Annotated in this window: 14 protein-coding genes and 2 pseudogenes; 7 read left to right on the forward strand and 9 right to left on the reverse strand. The window is 70.6% G+C overall.

Annotation, left to right across the window (positions count from 1 at the left end; genetic code table 11):
• The first annotated feature begins 61 nt into the window (after window positions 1-61).
• The 3 genes from RWE79_RS37605 to RWE79_RS37615 are packed head-to-tail and all read left to right on the forward strand — an operon-like array spanning window position 62 to window position 2,534.
• Window positions 62-865, forward strand: coding sequence for an alpha/beta fold hydrolase (locus tag RWE79_RS37605; RefSeq protein ID WP_475945022.1), 804 nt, complete (start codon window positions 62-64; stop codon window positions 863-865).
• Complete coding sequence (locus RWE79_RS37610; RefSeq protein ID WP_475945024.1) at window positions 865-2,205, forward strand: PP2C family protein-serine/threonine phosphatase; 1,341 nt, start codon at window positions 865-867, stop codon at window positions 2,203-2,205. Before RWE79_RS37605 ends, RWE79_RS37610 begins: the two co-directional genes overlap by 1 nt.
• Complete coding sequence (locus RWE79_RS37615) at window positions 2,205-2,534, forward strand: STAS domain-containing protein (protein ID WP_475946360.1); 330 nt, start codon at window positions 2,205-2,207, stop codon at window positions 2,532-2,534. Before RWE79_RS37610 ends, RWE79_RS37615 begins: the two co-directional genes overlap by 1 nt.
• 112 nt (window positions 2,535-2,646) lie before the next feature.
• Here RWE79_RS37615 and RWE79_RS37620 read toward each other — a convergent pair whose 3' ends face one another.
• Window positions 2,647-3,363 carry a TetR/AcrR family transcriptional regulator C-terminal domain-containing protein gene (locus RWE79_RS37620; protein ID WP_475945026.1) on the reverse strand — a complete coding sequence of 239 codons (717 nt, stop codon included), beginning with the start codon at window positions 3,361-3,363 and terminating at the stop codon, window positions 2,647-2,649.
• A 96-nt stretch (window positions 3,364-3,459) separates the two neighbouring features.
• Here RWE79_RS37620 and RWE79_RS37625 point away from each other — a divergent pair, with 96 nt between their 5' ends.
• A complete protein-coding gene (locus tag RWE79_RS37625) occupies window positions 3,460-5,175 on the forward strand; it encodes a CocE/NonD family hydrolase (RefSeq protein WP_475945028.1) in 1,716 nt (571 codons plus the stop codon).
• A 269-nt stretch (window positions 5,176-5,444) separates the two neighbouring features.
• Here the strand turns inward: RWE79_RS37625 and RWE79_RS37630 are convergent, their stop codons facing one another.
• Complete coding sequence (locus RWE79_RS37630) at window positions 5,445-6,110, reverse strand: class I SAM-dependent methyltransferase (RefSeq protein WP_475945030.1); 666 nt, start codon at window positions 6,108-6,110, stop codon at window positions 5,445-5,447.
• Between the two features lie 86 nt (window positions 6,111-6,196).
• Between RWE79_RS37630 and RWE79_RS37635 the strand changes: the two genes are divergently transcribed.
• Window positions 6,197-6,580, forward strand: a complete 384-nt coding sequence (locus tag RWE79_RS37635; RefSeq protein WP_475945032.1) for a Tn3 family transposase — start codon at window positions 6,197-6,199, stop codon at window positions 6,578-6,580.
• Window positions 6,581-6,732: 152 nt separating this feature from the next.
• Here RWE79_RS37635 and RWE79_RS37640 read toward each other — a convergent pair.
• The 4 genes and pseudogenes from RWE79_RS37640 to sigJ form a co-directional block, all read right to left on the reverse strand.
• Window positions 6,733-7,047, reverse strand: a pseudogene (locus RWE79_RS37640) (hypothetical protein); the annotation flags it as partial.
• Between the two features lie 79 nt (window positions 7,048-7,126).
• Window positions 7,127-7,384, reverse strand: a pseudogene (locus RWE79_RS37645) (hypothetical protein); the annotation flags it as partial.
• Window positions 7,320-9,449: an MMPL family transporter gene (locus RWE79_RS37650; RefSeq protein WP_475945034.1), complete on the reverse strand. Its 2,130-nt coding sequence runs from the start codon at window positions 9,447-9,449 to the stop codon at window positions 7,320-7,322. The pseudogene RWE79_RS37645 and the gene RWE79_RS37650, both read right to left, overlap by 65 nt.
• Window positions 9,450-9,465: 16 nt before the next feature.
• A complete protein-coding gene (gene sigJ / locus RWE79_RS37655; protein ID WP_475945036.1) occupies window positions 9,466-10,437 on the reverse strand; it encodes an RNA polymerase sigma factor SigJ in 972 nt (323 codons plus the stop codon).
• 410 nt (window positions 10,438-10,847) lie between these two features.
• On the opposite strand from sigJ, the gene RWE79_RS37660 reads away from it, so the two are divergent.
• On the forward strand, window positions 10,848-11,399 hold the full coding sequence (locus tag RWE79_RS37660; protein WP_475945038.1) for an AAA family ATPase: 552 nt from the start codon (window positions 10,848-10,850) through the stop codon (window positions 11,397-11,399).
• Between the two features lie 109 nt (window positions 11,400-11,508).
• Here RWE79_RS37660 and RWE79_RS37665 read toward each other — a convergent pair whose 3' ends face one another.
• Window positions 11,509-12,168 carry a TOPRIM nucleotidyl transferase/hydrolase domain-containing protein gene (locus RWE79_RS37665; RefSeq protein WP_475945040.1) on the reverse strand — a complete coding sequence of 220 codons (660 nt, stop codon included), beginning with the start codon at window positions 12,166-12,168 and terminating at the stop codon, window positions 11,509-11,511.
• A 133-nt stretch (window positions 12,169-12,301) separates the two neighbouring features.
• A complete protein-coding gene (locus RWE79_RS37670; RefSeq protein WP_475945042.1) occupies window positions 12,302-13,006 on the reverse strand; it encodes a TetR/AcrR family transcriptional regulator in 705 nt (234 codons plus the stop codon).
• A 140-nt stretch (window positions 13,007-13,146) separates the two neighbouring features.
• Here RWE79_RS37670 and RWE79_RS37675 point away from each other — a divergent pair, with 140 nt between their 5' ends.
• A complete protein-coding gene (locus RWE79_RS37675; RefSeq protein ID WP_475945044.1) occupies window positions 13,147-14,283 on the forward strand; it encodes an FAD-dependent oxidoreductase in 1,137 nt (378 codons plus the stop codon).
• A 160-nt stretch (window positions 14,284-14,443) separates the two neighbouring features.
• Here the strand turns inward: RWE79_RS37675 and RWE79_RS37680 are convergent, their stop codons facing one another.
• Window positions 14,444-15,931 carry an MFS transporter gene (locus RWE79_RS37680; protein ID WP_475945046.1) on the reverse strand — a complete coding sequence of 496 codons (1,488 nt, stop codon included), beginning with the start codon at window positions 15,929-15,931 and terminating at the stop codon, window positions 14,444-14,446.
• Between the last annotated feature and the right edge of the window lie 346 nt (window positions 15,932-16,277).

Below are 16,277 nucleotides of genomic sequence, written 5' to 3' on the forward strand. Positions count from 1 at the left end.
AGGACGGGCGGACCGTTTCCGGCGGAGAGAGTCGCTCGGAGCAGGTGGGAGGATGGCCGGTATGGACATCCGCAGAAGGAACAACGTGACGGTCACCGGCCCGGCTGATGGCCCGGTGGTGGTGCTGGCCCACGGATTCGGCTGCGATCAGAACATGTGGCGGCTGGCCGTGCCGGTCCTGGCGAAGCAGTACCGGGTGGTGCTGTTCGACTACGTCGGCTCCGGCGGTTCGGATCTGTCGGCCTGGAGTCAGGAGCGGTACTCCTCGCTCCAGGGCTATGCCCAGGACGTGGTGGAGATCTGCGACGAGCTGGATCTGGAGGGGGCGGCGTTCGTCGGGCACTCGGTCAGCTCCATGGTGGGGGTGCTGGCCGCGCGGATGGCGCCGCAGCGGATCGGGGCGCTGGTGATGGTGGCTCCCTCGCCCTGCTACATCGACGACGACGGCTACCGGGGCGGCTTCACGGCGGAGGACATCGAAGAGCTGCTGGAGTCGCTGGAGTCGAACTACCTGGGCTGGTCCTCCGTGATGGCCCCGGTGATCATGGGCAATCCGGAGCGCCCGGAGCTGGGGCAGGAGCTGACCAACAGCTTCTGCGCCACCGATCCGGACATCGCCCGGGTCTTCGCCAGCACCACGTTCCTGTCCGACAGCCGCGAGGACTTGAAGAGTGTGACGGTGCCCACCCTGGTGCTGGAGTGCTCCCAGGACGTGATCGCCCCCCGCGAGGTCGGTGCGTATGTGCACGCCGCGATCCCCTCTTCCCGCCTGGTCACCCTGGACGCCACCGGGCACTGCCCGCAACTGAGCGCGCCGGAGGCCACCAACGAAGCGATTCTCGACTTCCTGGCAGCCCAGCGGTGATGTGCTGCACGGGCGAGGAACCGGAGCCGGCGGGGATCGGGGACGCGGCGAGCACCGACGCCACGTTCAGCGCACTGCTGGAGGACAGTGCCGAGGACCTGTACGAGTCGGCTCCCTGCGGCTACCTGTCGACCCTGATGGACGGCACCATCGCCAAGATCAACACCACCCTGCTCGACTGGCTCGGCCTGAAGCGCGAAGCGGTGGTGGGCAGGGTCCGCTTCGCCGATCTCCTCACCGTCGGCGGGAAGCTCTATCACGAGACGCACTTCGCGCCGCTGCTGCGCATGCAGGGCGAACTGCGCGGCATCGCCCTGGAGATGAAGAGTGCCAACGGGCGCCGCCTGCCGGTGCTGGTCTCCTCCGTGGTCAAGCACGGCAGTGCGGGCGAGTCGCTGCTGATCCGCACCACCGTCTTCGACGCCTCCGACCGGCGCGCCTACGAGCAGCAACTCCTGCGCCGCCGCCAGGAAGCGGAGCAGGCACGCGCCGAGGCCGAGCGTGCGCATGCGGAGGCGGAACAGGCACGCCGCCAGGCCGAGGCCGACCGGGAACGGCTGGCCGCCGCGCTCACTGTGCTGCAGCAGTCCCTCCTGCCCGCCGCGCTTCCCGACGTGCCGGGACTGGAGCCGGCCGTCTACTACCACACCGCCTCCCCCGACCGTCTCGGCGGCGACTTCTACGACCTGTTCCCCCTGGGCGAGGGCCGGTGGGCGTTCTTCCTCGGCGACGTGTGCGGCAAGGGCCCGGAAGCGGCCTCCCTCACCTCGCTGACCCGGTACACCCTGCGGGCCGCGGCCCTCCACGATCCCGAGCCGGCCGCAGCCCTGACCACGCTGAACGCCGTCCTGCAGGAGCGGTACGCCGCCAGTGGCGACCCCCGGTACTGCACTGTCATCTTCGGCGTCATCGAACCCGGCGCCGCCGAGGGGCGCACCGCGGTGCGCCTCGCTTCCGGCGGTCACCCGCCGGCGCTGGTGATACGGGCCGACGGCCACGCCGACTACCTTCCCACTCCCGGAGGACTGCTCGTCGGCGTCCTGCCTGCAGCTCCGTTCAGCACGGCCGAGACCACCCTCACCGCCGGCGACACGCTTCTGCTCTACACCGACGGCCTCACCGAGGCCCGCACAGGTTCCACCCGCGAGACCCTCTTCGGCGACGAGGCCCTGCGCGACTTCGCCGCCGACCAAGCCCCCACCTCGGCCCATGAGATGATCACCGCGCTGACCGGGCTGCTGAAGAGCTTCGGTGACGGCCTGGACGACGACACCGCCCTGCTCGCACTCGGCGTCCCCGCGGGCCGTCCGAGCTCCCGCCCGGCAACGGATCAACCATGATGAGCCCGCTGAACATCACCCACCGTCACGCCGCCACCGGCCCCATCCTGCACGTGGTCGGCGAACTCGACTACGAGCAGGCCGCCGCCCTGAGCGAACAGGTCGAACGCCTCTTCCTGAGCCCGGGCCAGAACCTGGTCATCGACCTGTCCGGCCTGGAGTTCTGCGACTCCACCGGCATCACCGCCCTCCTGGCCGCCCGCCAGCGCGCCCAGGCCGCCGGCGCCGACGTGGTCCTGGCCGCCGTCCCCGCCAACACCCTGCGCATCCTGACCATCGTCGGCCTGGACCAGATCTTCACCATCCACCCCGGCAGCGACACCGTTTGAGCTTTCGCCCGCGCGGGACGACACCACGCGCCGAGCCACCGGGCCGGGGCCCGACCGGCACGGGCGCACCGGCACCGGCACCGGCACCGGCACTCCAGCTCCTCCCCAACGGTCAGTCGGTGTCGAGGCCGTCGATCAGGCGGTTGAGGAAGCGGGTGAACGTGGCTTCGGGGGTGACAGCGCGTCCGGGGGCGGAGAGGGCTGCGGCCAGCTCCGGGTGGTGGCCGTCCGTGGCGACAGCGGCGAGGTAGCGGGCTTCGGCTGCGGCCCGGTCGGGTGATTGTGCGGCTGTGGCCTGTGCGATCTCGTAGGCGACGTGCCCTGCTACGAACGCGGTGAGCTGGGCGAAGACCTCCAGGTTCGCTGCGCCGTCCAGTCCGGTGGGTCGCAGGGCGGCGAGTGCTCGTTCCAGGAAGGCCAGGGTGTTGGGGCCGAGTGTGCGGCGGGTGGACAGGGCGCCGGGCAGCCAGGGGTGCCGCAGCATGAGGGCGCGCTGGAGGTGGGCGATGGCCTTCAGATCGGCGCGCCAGTCGCCGGTGGGTGCGTCCGTTGTCGGCAGTTCGCCGCTGACGTGGTCGACCATCAGTTCCAGCAGCGTCTCCTTGTCGGGGGCGTAGCTGTAGAGCGACATGACACCGGCTCCGACCTGCGAGGCGAGCCGCCGCATGGTGACCGCGTCAAGCCCTTCGGTGTCCGCCAGGGCGACGGCTGCCGCGGTGATCGCCTCGCGGCTGAAGGCGGGCCTTCGCCCCCTGCGGGGCGCGGTGGTGCCCAGCCACAGCTGTTGGGGGTCGACGCTCCTGGCGTCGGACGCGCCATCACGGGTCACGGTCCTCGTAGCCCCCTTCGTGTCGCTGCGGCCCTTGTGGAACCCATCCAAGCATCCGCTATTCTCGTACACCGTACGAGAATGGCGGAGGGAACCATGACACCACCCACGCACGACACCGCGTTGAACCCGGCCTGGACACCGTCTTCCGGCAAGCCGCCGTTGTCCTCGCGGATGATGAGAGCGCTCTGGCGCAATCTCCCGGCCAAACGCTACGAAGCCGGGTGGGAGCCGGGGCTGGTGGTTCCGGCCGCTGACGGGAGCCCGTTGATCACGGACCACTACTTCCCCCGCGCGCAGGGCGAGTTCCCCACCCTTGTCGTGCGCTCGCCGTACGGCAGGGGCCTGCCGTGGTCACCCATGTACGGCATGCTCTTCGCCGAACAGGGCTTCCACGTGGTCCTGCAGAGCTGCCGCGGCACCGGCGGCTCAGGCGGTCGGTTCGATCTGTGGCGCAACGAGGCCGCTGACGGCCAGGCCACGGTGTCCTGGCTCAGAGAGCAGCCCTGGTTCAACGGAACACTGGGCACGATCGGCCCCAGCTATCTGGGCTATGTGCAGTGGGCACTCGCTCTGGACCCGCCGCCGGAGCTGAAGGCGATGGTGGTGCAGGTGGGTCTGCACGACCCCTACGCCCTGTTCCACACAGACGGCGCACTCCGCCTGGAGAACGCCCTCGTCGTCGGCGTCGGCATGACGTACCAGCACCGCGGGACGGCACCGTTCGTGAGAGCCGCGCTGCGCCTGCGACGCCGACTGCGCGCAGTCGGCGTCGCGCAGCCGCCGCGCGGGGCGTACGTGCCGGCCCTTGGGCGCGAAGTGCCCTGGCTGGACGATGTGATGACACACCCCGACGCCAACGATCCGTACTGGGCCGGCGCGTCCCCGGGAGAGGCGGCTGAGCGGCTGAGCGTACCCACCAGCCTGATCACCGGGTGGCACGACGCGCTGGTCGACCAGACCTTCGAACAGTACGGCCGGCTGCGTCAGGCCGGATGCGAGACCGCCCTGCTCGTCGGCCCCTGGACGCACACCTCCGCACTTCAACAAGGCTGGCCCGAGGTGTTCGCCGAGAGCCTCGCGTGGCTGCGCGCGCACCTGTGTGCCGACCCTTCCGGCCTGCGCCCCACCGGAGTGCGCGTCCACATCGGCGGCGAGAACGCGTGGCGGGACCTCGACGACTGGCCGCTGTCCCCGGCCGCTGCGTCATGGTTCCCCGCCCCGGACGGGCATCTCACCCGGCAGGCCCCCACGGACACCACACCGCTGGCATCCTTCCGCTACGACCCGGCGGCCCCCACCCCGTCGCTCGGCGGTCCTCTGCTCTCCCCGGCTGCCGGACCCCGCGACAACAGAGCCCTGGAGGCCCGGGAGGACGTCCTGACGTTCACCGGTCCGCCGCTGGCCGAGTCCGTGGACGTCCTCGGCCCGGTCTCCGCGCGGCTGAGTATCTCCACGGACACCGGATACGCCGACGTCTTCACCCGCCTGTGCGACGTGGACGCACAAGGGCGTTCCACCAACGTCTGTGACGGGCTCGCCCGGCTGAGCACGGTCGGGCAGGCGCCTTCGGAGGTCACCGTACCGATGAGCCACACCGCCTACCGCTTCGCCGCCGGGCACCGTATTCGCTGGCAGATCAGCGGAGGCGCCCATCCGCGCTATGCCCGCAATCCCGGCACCGGGGAGTCGTCGGTCGACGCCGAGAAATTCACACCGATACGCATCACCCTCCACACGGGCTCAGCATTGATGCTTCCCCGGGGTGCCCAGGCCGCGCAGCCCTTCGGTGTTCAGCGGCCCGACGCATAACCCGGTTTTTGACGGAGCGATCCGCGGGAGCGGGACGAGCGAGGTGGCCGGCGGCCGGTACTGGGCGAGCGAGTGGTGGTTCGCCTCGTACAGTTCCTCGATACGGATGCCGGAGTGACGCAGGACTTCGATGGCCTCAGGCCCGGAGCGCCCTGTGGCCCACCCTCGTGGGGGGTGGGCCCGCGGTCCTGGACGCTTCAAGTCCCGCGGCCCCAGACTCAGTTCACGCCCGGACCTCTCGTCCGCATCCATGCCGGGGAGCCAGCGGCTCAGCCCGGGCCGGGGCCAGGGGCGGCCGGCGGTTCCGCAACGCCGATGAACTTCCCGGCCACGGGCCGGATGTGCACCGACCACCCCAGCGTGGTGAGCTCGTCCGTGAGCGTCCGGGCATCGTGGAATACCTTCACGATGCGGTACTGACTGCCGTCATCGAGTCGGCGCAGCACCGCGGGGACGTGCTGATCCGTGAGGACTTCCTCCGCCGCTGCCGCAGCGGGGCCGTCGTCGATGAAGATCGCTTTGCCGCCCGGCGCGAGCGCGGCGGCGACGGTGTTCCAGAAGCCGGGCAACCGCGCTGGTGGAACATGGGAAAGCCAGAAGGCGAAGAACACGGTGTCGTAGCGCCGCCGCGGCCGCCACTCGAACACGTCGGCCTGAACGAACTGAACGCTGGGGGAGGTGGCGCGCGTACGAGCGAGGGCCAATACCTCGGCTGCCGCGTCGACAGCCGTCACCGACCGCGCCCGCGCGGCAAGCATCGGGGTCCACTGACCCGTTCCGCAGGCCAATTCCAGCACATGCCCGGCAACCGGGAGGTCATCGACGACCGTCAGCAACTTCCGCAGGTCTTCGCGCTCCGTATAGGGCCGGTCGTATTGGGCCGCGCCTGCCCTGTAGTAGGCCATCTGCTCTGCCAGGACAGCGTCGTCATCCATGCGGGTTCCTCTCGTCCGGGCACGGTCGGAGCCAAGCGCGCTCAGTTCACCAGCTTGTTCGCCACAGACAGTGTCGGCCGTCACCTTTGGGCAAGGCCAAGAGCCACGAGGGCCCGGGACCATCCTGGCCGACTGTCCTGCGAAGGCGCGTCAGCGGTGGTGGCCGCGTCGGCCGAGGGTGTGACTGCCTCGCCGACGTCGAGATGCGCCAGGAGATCCACGAGGGGTTGCAGGTGGTGGAGAACTGGAACTCCGCGAACAAGGCCCTCTTTTACGGCAAGGACGGCGACCCGGCCGGGCAGGACAAGGAGTCCCAGGGGGTGTCCATGCTCGCGCTGCACCTGCTCCGGTCCGCGCTGGTGCACGTCAACACGCTGTGGTGCAGGAGGTCCTGGCCGATCCGAAGTGGGCGGACAAGTTCACCAACGCGGACCGCCGGGCGCTGTCGCCGCTGTTCTGGACAGACGTGAATCCGTATGGCCGGTTCGAGCTGGACATGAACAGCCGTCTGGATCCGGACCTGTCCATCCGGGCGGGTAGCCCGGCCCGCGCACCCCGCAGGGGAGGCAGCCGCGACCCCAGCATGACACCCGGACTACCGAGCCTGGCCGGAGCCGTGGTGTTCCTCGGGCGTGGCCGCGAGGGCCTGAGGATCGCGGCGCCGCCGGTCGGCCGCTGCCGCCCGGTTGCGGCGCAGCAGCCGGATGTCGTCCGGTGAGAGGACCGCTCTCGCCCGGCTCCTCACGTGCGGACCTTCGCAGTACGGCCACGGCTGCTCGGCGGGCCACAGCAGCGGTCCGCCGACAGAGCTGTCGTGCGGCGACGGTGCCCCGGGGCGTGGGTGCAGACGGGTCGCCGTACGCGCCAGCGGGGCCAGTTGAGGGAAGACCGCGGTGACGTCGAGCGGCCGCGGTGGCGTGGTACGGATGACGTTCACGGCGGCGATACCGCCAGCGGCCTCCGACAATCGGTGTACGACGAGATCAGCCGCAGTCTCGACCTTCGGACACCCCGACCCAGGCCGTGGTGGTGCAGCCCTCGCACCGCCCCTGGTGCGGCGCGCCGTCGCCGACGACCTCGGCCGTCCCGTCGAGCTCCACCATCGGCGGCCGGCGGCGGGCCGCGGCGAGGGCGTCGCCCTCACGGGCCCTCGGCCGAACCTGCACTGACCACGTCGGCCGGCGTCCGGAGACCCGTGGCGGAAGGTTGTCACGTGCCCGCGCGAGCGGGTTCGAGGTCGGGCCTGCCCGCCGGCGGCCGGGGGAGGTCGGGATGCCGGAACAGTTTGCCGGGCCACCACATCCACCGACCCACGTCGAGGGTCAGCGCGGTGACCAGCACCGAGCGGACGATCATGGTGTCCAGCAGCACGCCGAACGCCACCGCGAAGCCGAGCTCGGCCGCGAACACCAGCGGCAGCGAGGCCATCGCCGCGAAGGTACCGGCCAGCACCAGACCCGCTGAGGTGATCACACCCCCGGTGGCGGACAGACCCGTCAGCGCGCCGCGCCGGGTGCCGTGCAGCAGGGCCTCTTCGCGTACCCGGGTGACCAGGAAAATGTTGTAGTCGATACCCAGGGCGACCAGGAACACGAACGCCAGCAGCGGGAAGGAGGCTTCCGCACCGGCGAAGCCGAACACGTGGTTGAACATCAGACTGCTCACGCCGAGGGCTGCTCCGAACGACAACACCACCGTCGCCATCAGCAGCAGTGGTGCGACGATCGCCCGCAGCAGCAGCGCGAGAATGAGGAACACCACGACCAGCACGATGGGGATGATCACCTTGGAGTCGCGGGTGGCCGCTTCCTGCGTGTCGAGCATGATCGCGGCGTTGCCGCCGACCTGGGCATCCGCACCCTTGATCTCGTGGACCGCGGTTCTGGCCTGCTCGACGGTGCGCATCGCGGCCGGACTGCTGGGATCGTCCTTGAGTTCCCCGAGCATGACGGCCTCACCGTCCTCGACCATCGGCGCCGAGACGGTGGCGACTCCGGTGACGCCTGACAGCGCGGTCCTCACCTGCTCCGCCGCGGCGGCCCTGGCCACGACGTAGACGGGGTCACCCGACCCGACGGGGAAGTGTGCGGCCTGGATCTCCTCGCCGACGGCCATCTGCGGTTTGTTGGTGAACTGTTCCTTGTTGGAGAGCCCGTCGGCCCTGAGCCCGAACGTCCCGATCGCCATGGCGCCGAGGACGAGCGTGGTGCCGATCCACACGATCCGCGGCCGGCCGGAGACGGCGGTGCCGACGCGGGTCCAGATGCCCTCCTTGGCCGGGCCGGCCGGCCCCGCCGGTCCGTAAGGTCCGTACGGCGGCGGCACCGGCCAGAAGATCCAGCGGCCGCAGATGACCAGCAGGGCCGGCATCAGGGTGACCATGGCGAGCAGCCCGACGAGGATGCCGACGGCGCAGGCCGGCCCGAGCCCCTTGGTGGAGTTGAGGGTGGCCAGCATCAGCAGCATCAGGCTGACCGCGACGGTCGCGGCGCTGGCGATGATCGCGGGACTGGACCGGCGCAGGGCCTCCGCCATCGCCTCGTGCCGGTCCTCGTGCCGCCGCAACTCCTCCCGGTATCGCGAGATGAGCAGGAGGGCGTAGTCGGTGGCGGCGCCGAAGACCAGGACGGTCAGGATGAAGCCGGTCTGCTTGTTGACGGTGAGTCCGGCGTTCTTCGCCAGCAGGTAGATCACCGCTTCCGACGTGACCAGGGCGCCGCCCACGGTCAGCAGCGGCAGCAGTGGCAGCAACGGGCCGCGGTAGGTGAGCAGCAGGATCACGATCACCACCAACGCGGTGATCGTCGTCAGGCCGCCTCCTCCGCCGAAGGCCCGGATCGAGTCGGATGCGTAACCGCCGGGTCCGGTGACGTGGAACCCGAGACCGCCCCCGTTCTGTTCGCCGACCGTGTTCATCGCGTCGACGACCTGGCTGATCCCCTGCCAGCCCGTCTTGTCCTTGTGAATCCGGACCACGGTCTGGATGGCCTTGCCGTCCTGGGCCCGCAACGGGCCCTGTGGCCGGCCCACGACGTCTGTGATGCCTTTGAAGGCTTCGGCGTCGGCTCGGGCCCTGGTCATGTCGGCAGAGGTGACGCCCTGGGGCCGGTCGTAGATCACGATCGCGGGCACGGTGTCGGCAAGCTGGAACCTCTCGGCCCGGTCGACGACCTTGGTCGACTCCGCGTTACCGGGCAGCCAGGCCGAATTGTCGTTCTCCTCGACGTCGCCGAGCTTGCCGCCCAGCATGAGCGCCGGGACCAGCACGAGCACCCAGAGGGCGAGGACGACCCATTTCGCCACCCTGCCACTGGGCAGGGACGCCATTCTCCGCAGCATGTGGATTCCTCGGTGTTCAGCCGACGTGCGAGAGCTTGTCGGGATTGGCGACGGCGTAGATCCCGCAGATCTGCTTGCCGTCCGGAGTGAGGTCGAGGACGAGGACGGCGTAGGGGGTGTCGCCGACGGACAGCAGCGCTGACGGGTCGCCGTTGACGCTGCGGTACGCGATGGTGAGGCCCTTGCCGGAGCGGGGGGCGACAGCGGCGAGCAGGCGGGCGACCTTGTCGCGGCCGTGGAGCGGCCGCAGGCCCCCTGCTGCCTTGCCTCCGCCGTCACCCCACAGGGTCACCTCCGGCGCCAGGATCTGCAGGAGAGCGTCCAGGTCACCGCCGAGCGCGGCGGCCAGGAACCGTTCGGTCACCTGCTGCCGGACGCGCGGCTCGGGCTCGTAGCGGGGGCGTCGGGCGTGGACGTGTTCGCGGGCGCGATGGGCGAGCTGGCGAATCGCGGAGGGACTGCGGCCGAGGATTTCCGCGATCTCGGTGTGGGCGAAGCCGAACACCTCGTGCAGGACGAACACCCCGCGCTCCAGCGGGGTGAGGGTTTCCAGGACCACCAGCAGCGCCATCGACACCGACTCCGCGCGCAGTGCGGCATCAGCGGCATCACCGGGGACGGGAGTGTCGGCGAGGGGGCTGACGAGCGGTTCGGGCAGCCACGGCCCGATGTAGGTCTCACGGCGGCGGCTGATGGCGGCCTGGTGGTCGAGGGCCCGGTTCATCGCGATACGTATCAGGTAGGCGCGCGGATTGCCGATCCGCTCCGCGTTCGCCGCCTGGTTTCTGGTCGTCCACGACAGCCAGGTCTCCTGCAACACGTCCTCGGTGTCGGCGACGCTGCCGAGCATGTTGTAGACGATGGAGAACAGCAGCTCACGGTGGTCGTTGAACACCTGTGACGCGATGTCCGCCACGGGAGCCGACGCCGCCTCCCGCGGGCTGCCTTCGGGTGGGACTGCCGGTGAGTCCGGCGGGGTGTCGGACATTGCAGGGCTCCTGTCGCTGTCGCGGACGCGTTCCGAACTGAGAGCGGACCAGGCACCCGGAGTGTGACATCCACTCCCGAAATGTGACCTACGTCTCACCAATGGCCTGTGATGTCATACCGGCAGGGCGCGGCAGGGCGCGGCAGGGCGGGGCGGGGGCGGCCGGGCAGTCGCATCCCTGCGCGGCCGTCCGCGAGGTCTGCGACCCGTCCGAGCCGACCACCCGTCAGGCATGCCGCCGACGTGTCGGTACGACTTCCGACTCCCCTGCTCGATCGCCTGTAAGGCGCGTCCACATCCTTCGGCGTGCCGTCGGGCCGGGCCACACTCTGATCTGTGATGGCTCACCGAGAATCGCTTCTCGGGAAAGACGATTGCCGACCTGCGGGCGCCCTGCCACGATTCCGGTCATGACCGCTGCTGGAACACCGAGCTGCCTGATCGTGACGGGGATGCCGGGGGCCGGGAAGTCGACCGTGACCAAGCTGGTCGCCAAGCGGCTGCCACGTTGTGCCCGGCTTGACGGTGACGAACTCAACGGGATGATCGTCAGCGGTTTCGTCTGGGCCCTGGGTGAGCCCGCCGACGAAGCGGCGCGACAAGTGGAGCTGCTGCACCGCAACCTGTGCGCGCTGGCGACCAACTTCGCCGACGCGGGCTTCACGCCCCTGATCGACGCGATGATCCCCTCCCGCGAGAAGCTGGACTTCTTCCTCGATCTCCTCACGCCCCGCCAGGTCTTGTTCGTCGTCCTCACACCGGGCATCGAGGTCTGCCAATACCGCAACACCATCAGGGATCCACGTGACCGGTTCGACTTCGACGGCTACGAAGCCCTCGACGCCGACATGAAGCGGGAGTTCGGAGATGCCGGCTGGTGGTTCGACACGGCGGCCCTCACTCCCGAGCAGACCGCTGATCGCATCGTCCGCGAAGCGGGCCGCCGAGCCCGCGTGAACTGACCGTGGCCCGAACCGGGCCCGACCCGCAGTGCGGACCGGCCCGTTCGACCCCTCTGGCGGGGGCCGCACGCCGGCACGGCGACGGCGACGGCGACGGCGGCCGGCCGTGTCAGACGTGCGTGAGAAGCCGTTCCAGCGGCCGGGGAACGCGCTCGAGGTCCAGATGCGCGACCAGCGCCTGCGCGTAGAGCGCCTTGCGGCCGCTGTGCGTGCCCATGAAGCGCCGCAGTTGGTGTTCCACGGGCCGTTCCCGCTGTGCCGGCTGGCCCTGGAAGGTGCGGAAGAGGCGCATCTCGCCCCGGGCCTCGATCACCTGCTGCACGCCCTCGGCGCCGAGGGCGCGGATCAGCTCGTCCTCCAGGTCGGCGACGCACACGTGGAACCCGAGTGGCTCCAGTCCGGCCTGCGTGAGCCCGGACCCGGACCCGAGCCCGACCCGCTCCAGATGACGCCGGAAATGCCGCTCCTCGCCGATGTCGCAGAGACCGGCCAACGGGAGCCCGAGCCCCGGGGGACCGCACACGTCCAGGAAGTGCCCGATGTTTGTCGCACCTCCGAGCGGTACCACCGCGACACCCTCCGCACCGAGGTCGCGACCGTAGCGGGTGGCCAGTGCTTCGAGCGCGGCCTGATCACTGCTCCCCTCGACGAGCACGACCGTCCGCACACCGCCGGCCAGCTCCCGCGCCACCGCGGCTGCCGCGTCTGCCCCCGCTCCGCCGGCCGCCCACCCGGCCATCGCCAGGCGGAATCGCCGCAACTCGTCCACGAGACCTCGCTTCCCGACGCCATCCTGGCACGGCGGGGATCCCGTACGCATGCACGTTTTGCGGGGACTCCCGCCCGGCCCGGATCTCTGGTGTCTGAGCAGCTTGCGGGGTTCCGAGGTTGCGCGAGGCCGGTTACGACGGCGCCGGGCCGGTCGGTTCCTGACGGGCGGTGATTCCGGAGAGGATGAGGTCGATGCCGGCGAGGAACTCTGTTCGGTCGTCGTGATCGCGTAGTTGGTCCGCGACGTTCCGGGTGAACGGGTAGTCGTCGGGGTCGAGGTCCGCCCATGCGGCCGAGATGGTGTCGAGGAACTCGGTCCGGCTCGTGTCCGGTTGCCCTCCGCGGGCGTTGGCCGCGTTCTGTCCGCCCACTCCGAGGATGTAGTTCAGTAGCGCGGACGCGGCGGTGAACTGGCCGGTGTGGGGCACTCCGAGCGCTTGGACCTGGCGTCCGATGTGTTCGAAGACCCGCAGCATCGGTGACTGTGCCGGGGCGCGGACGAGTTGCGTGCCGATCCACGGGTGGGCGTCGATCGCGTCGAACACACCGAGTGCGAGGGTGCGGATCGCTTCCTGGGGCGTTGCGCCGGCGGTGCCGGTGGCGCCGGTGGCCATGGTGCCGGCGACGACGGCGTCGGTGGCGGCGTTGAGGAGTTCGTTCTTGCCCGTGACATGCCAGTAGATCGCGCCGGGCCCGGTGGTGAGGCGCTCGGCCAGCGCGCGGAACGTGAGTCCGCCCTCGCCCGCCGTGTCGAGCAGCCCGATCGCGGCCTCGACGATGCGCTCCCGGGAGAGCGGTTCCTCTCGTCGCTCTGGACGACGCGTCCTGGTTGCCATGCGCACATCCTGACACACGTCTGGAACCCCGTTCCAGCTTGACATCTCTGGAACGCCGCTCCAGGCTGCAATGGAACAACATTCCAGAGATGACCTGCCGGGTGCCCGCCCGGCAGGCGGGCGACCCGTAAGGAATCACCATGACCACTGACGTCACGATCATCGGCGCCGGGCTCGGAGGACTGACCCTCGCCCGCGTCCTCCACGTCCACGGCATTCCGGCGACGATCTACGAGGCCGAGACCTCGCCGACCGCCCGCACGCAGGGCGGCATGCTCGACATCCACGACTACAACGGACAGCTCGCCCTCGACGCGGCCGGCCTGATCGACGAGTTCCGCGGCCTCGTCCTGGAGGGCCGCGAAGCCACGCGGGTTCTCGACAAGGACGGAACGGTGCTTCTCGACGAACCCGACGACGGCACCGGCGGGCGTCCGGAGGTCCACCGCGGCGCCCTGCGGCGGATTCTGCTCGACTCGCTGCCGGCCGGCACGATCAAGTGGGGGCACAGGACCATCGCGGCCCGGCCTCTCGGGGGCGGCCGGCACGAAGTGACGTTCGCGGACGGGGCGACCGTGGAGACCGGTCTCCTGGTCGGCGCGGACGGGGCATGGTCGCGGATCCGTCCGCTGCTGTCCGACGCGGAACCCGAGTACATCGGCACGTCCTTCGTCGAGACCTACCTGTTCGACAGCGACACCCGCCACCCGTCCAGCGCACAGGCGGTCGGCGACGGCGCGCTCTTCGCACTCGCCCCCGGCAAGGGGATCTGCGCCCACCGGGAGAGCGGTGGCACCCTGCACACCTACGCGGCGCTCAACAAGCCGCAGGAATGGATCGCCTCCATCGACTTCACCGACGCCGAGGCGGCCACCGCCCGGGTCGCCCAGGAGTTCCACGGCTGGGCGCCCGAACTCACCGCGCTGATCACCGACGGTGAGACCGCCCCGGTCCCGCGCACCATCAACGCCCTGCCGATCGAACACCGCTGGGACCGCGTGCCCGGCGTGACGCTGCTGGGCGACGCCGCCCACCTGATGTCCCCGTTCGCCGGCGAGGGCGCCAACCTCGCCATGTACGACGGTGCCGAACTCGGCCAGGCCCTCGCCGCACACCCCGACGACACCGAGGCCGCGCTCACCGCGTACGAGGAAGCGCTCTTCCCGCGCAGCGCCGCCGCCGCCACCGAGGCCTCTCAGAACCACAAACTGTGCTTCGACGGCAACGCCCCGCACAGCCTCGTCGGCTTCATGACCAACTACGCGCAGGCCGGGTGAACTTCGGCCGCCCCGGCGATCCCGCAGAGACCTCTGCGGGCATACGGGAGGACTCCTCGCACCGGACTTCGGTGCCTCGTCCGACGACCGCAATGTGGTGCCGCTGCTCCGGCCGGAGCGAGGCTGCCCCGGCCGCAGCCGCACAGCTCCGACGGCGGCATCACGCCTGCGCGTCCCCGCGTACCGCGGGCACACTGCTCGACGGGGTCACGGAATCGGTCGGGAAGCGCGCGGCGACCCGTGCGGCGGTGGCGGCGGCGCGGCGTGTGGTGGTCGCCAGGCCTATCGCGGCGATCACCAGGCCGCATCCCGCCAGGACCCACCAGCCCAGGTGGCTGGCCGCAGCGAATCCGGCATGCCCCGGACCGTGGGTGCGCGCGGCCACGATCGAGCCCAGGACCGCGACACCGAGGTTGTTGCCGACCTGGCGGCCGGTGGTGGTGATCGCGGCGGAAACCCCGGCCTGGCCGCGCGGCATGCCCGCCACGGCGGTGCTGGTGATCGGGGCGTTGACCAGGCCGAATCCGATCCCGAGCAGCACATAGGCGGCGAGCAGGGCCGCCCAGGGCGTGGTCGGGGTGAGCGTGGTCAGCGTCAGCGCGGCGGCGGCGATCAGCAGGCCGGCGGCGACCAGCGGCGGGCGCGGTCCGCGCGCGGCGGTCAGGCGCCCGGACAGCGGTGAGGCGATCGCGGTGCCGGCGGCCATCGGCATGGTCAGCAGACCGGCCTGCAGCGCGCTGCAGCCGCGTACGTCCTGCAGATACAGGGTGTTGAGGAACAGGAAGCCGGACAGGACGAGGAACGCGGTGACGGCGGCGACGAAGGAGCCGGTGAACGGGACCGAGCGGAAGAACACCGGGTCGACCAGCGGCTGCTCGCGGCGCCTTTCGTAGCCGGGCAGCGCCGCGGCCGCGGCCGCGGACAGGATGAACAGGGCGACGATGGGGGTGCTGCCGTAGCCTCGGTGGGAGCCTTCGATGATCGCGAAGATCAGGGAGGTCAGGATCGTGACGATCAGCACCTGACCGACCGGGTCGGGGCGTCGTACCGCCGCGGCCCTGGATTCGGGCACGAAAAGCGCGGCCAGGACGACGGCGGCCGCACCGATCGGGATGTTGATCCAGAAGATCGAGCGCCAGCCGGCCGAGGCGACCAACAGGCCGCCGACCACCGGTCCGGCGGCCAGCGACAGGCCCACCGTGGTGCCCCAGAGGCCGATCGCGCGGACACGCTCGCGCGGATCGGGGAACGCGTGCGTGATGATCGACAGGGCGACCGGGTTGAGCATGCTGGCGCCCAGGCCCTGGGCGACACGGAAGGCGATCAGGGAGCCCAGGTTCGGGGCCAGTGAGCAGGCCAGCGAACCGGCGGTGAACAGGACCAGGCCCGCTTGGAACACCCGGCGCCGTCCGATCCGGTCGGCGGTGGATCCGGCGAGCATCATGAACGCGGCGAGGGCCAGGGTGTAGCCGTCGACGGTCCACTGCAGGCCGCTCACCGGGGCGTGCAGATCGTGCCCGACGGCAGGCAGGGCGACGTTGACGGCGGTGGTGTCCAAGGCGGTGATCAGCAGGCTCAGGCAGCACACCGCCAGGACCAGCCCTCCACGCCGACGGCCACGGTCCGTCGGGGGTGTATGCGTCGTCATGTCCATCCTCTTCGATCAGTGGTCGCGCGGTCCTGATGCGTCCTGCGCCCGCGGGGCGGGGGCGGTCGTAGGGCCGCTCGCCGTCGGGCCCGGCCTCGGTGTCGAGGAGGTCGCCGATCGCCCGCAGACCGCTCCGGGGCGCTGGATGTGCGGGAAATCGGGTCTCGGTCGACTGCGTTCAGCCGATGGGGATCTCGATCGGGTGGCGGCTGTGGGTGACGTGGGTGACCGCGGTCCTGCGCCCGGCCGGGTCTCCTTGGGCGGCGGGGGCCGGCAGGCGGTCGCGGCTCAGCGGGCGAAGGCGGAGAAGCCGGTGTCCGCGCTGTCCCGGATCGCCTGCACGACC

Source organism: Streptomyces sp. RLA131, from assembly GCF_056270125.1.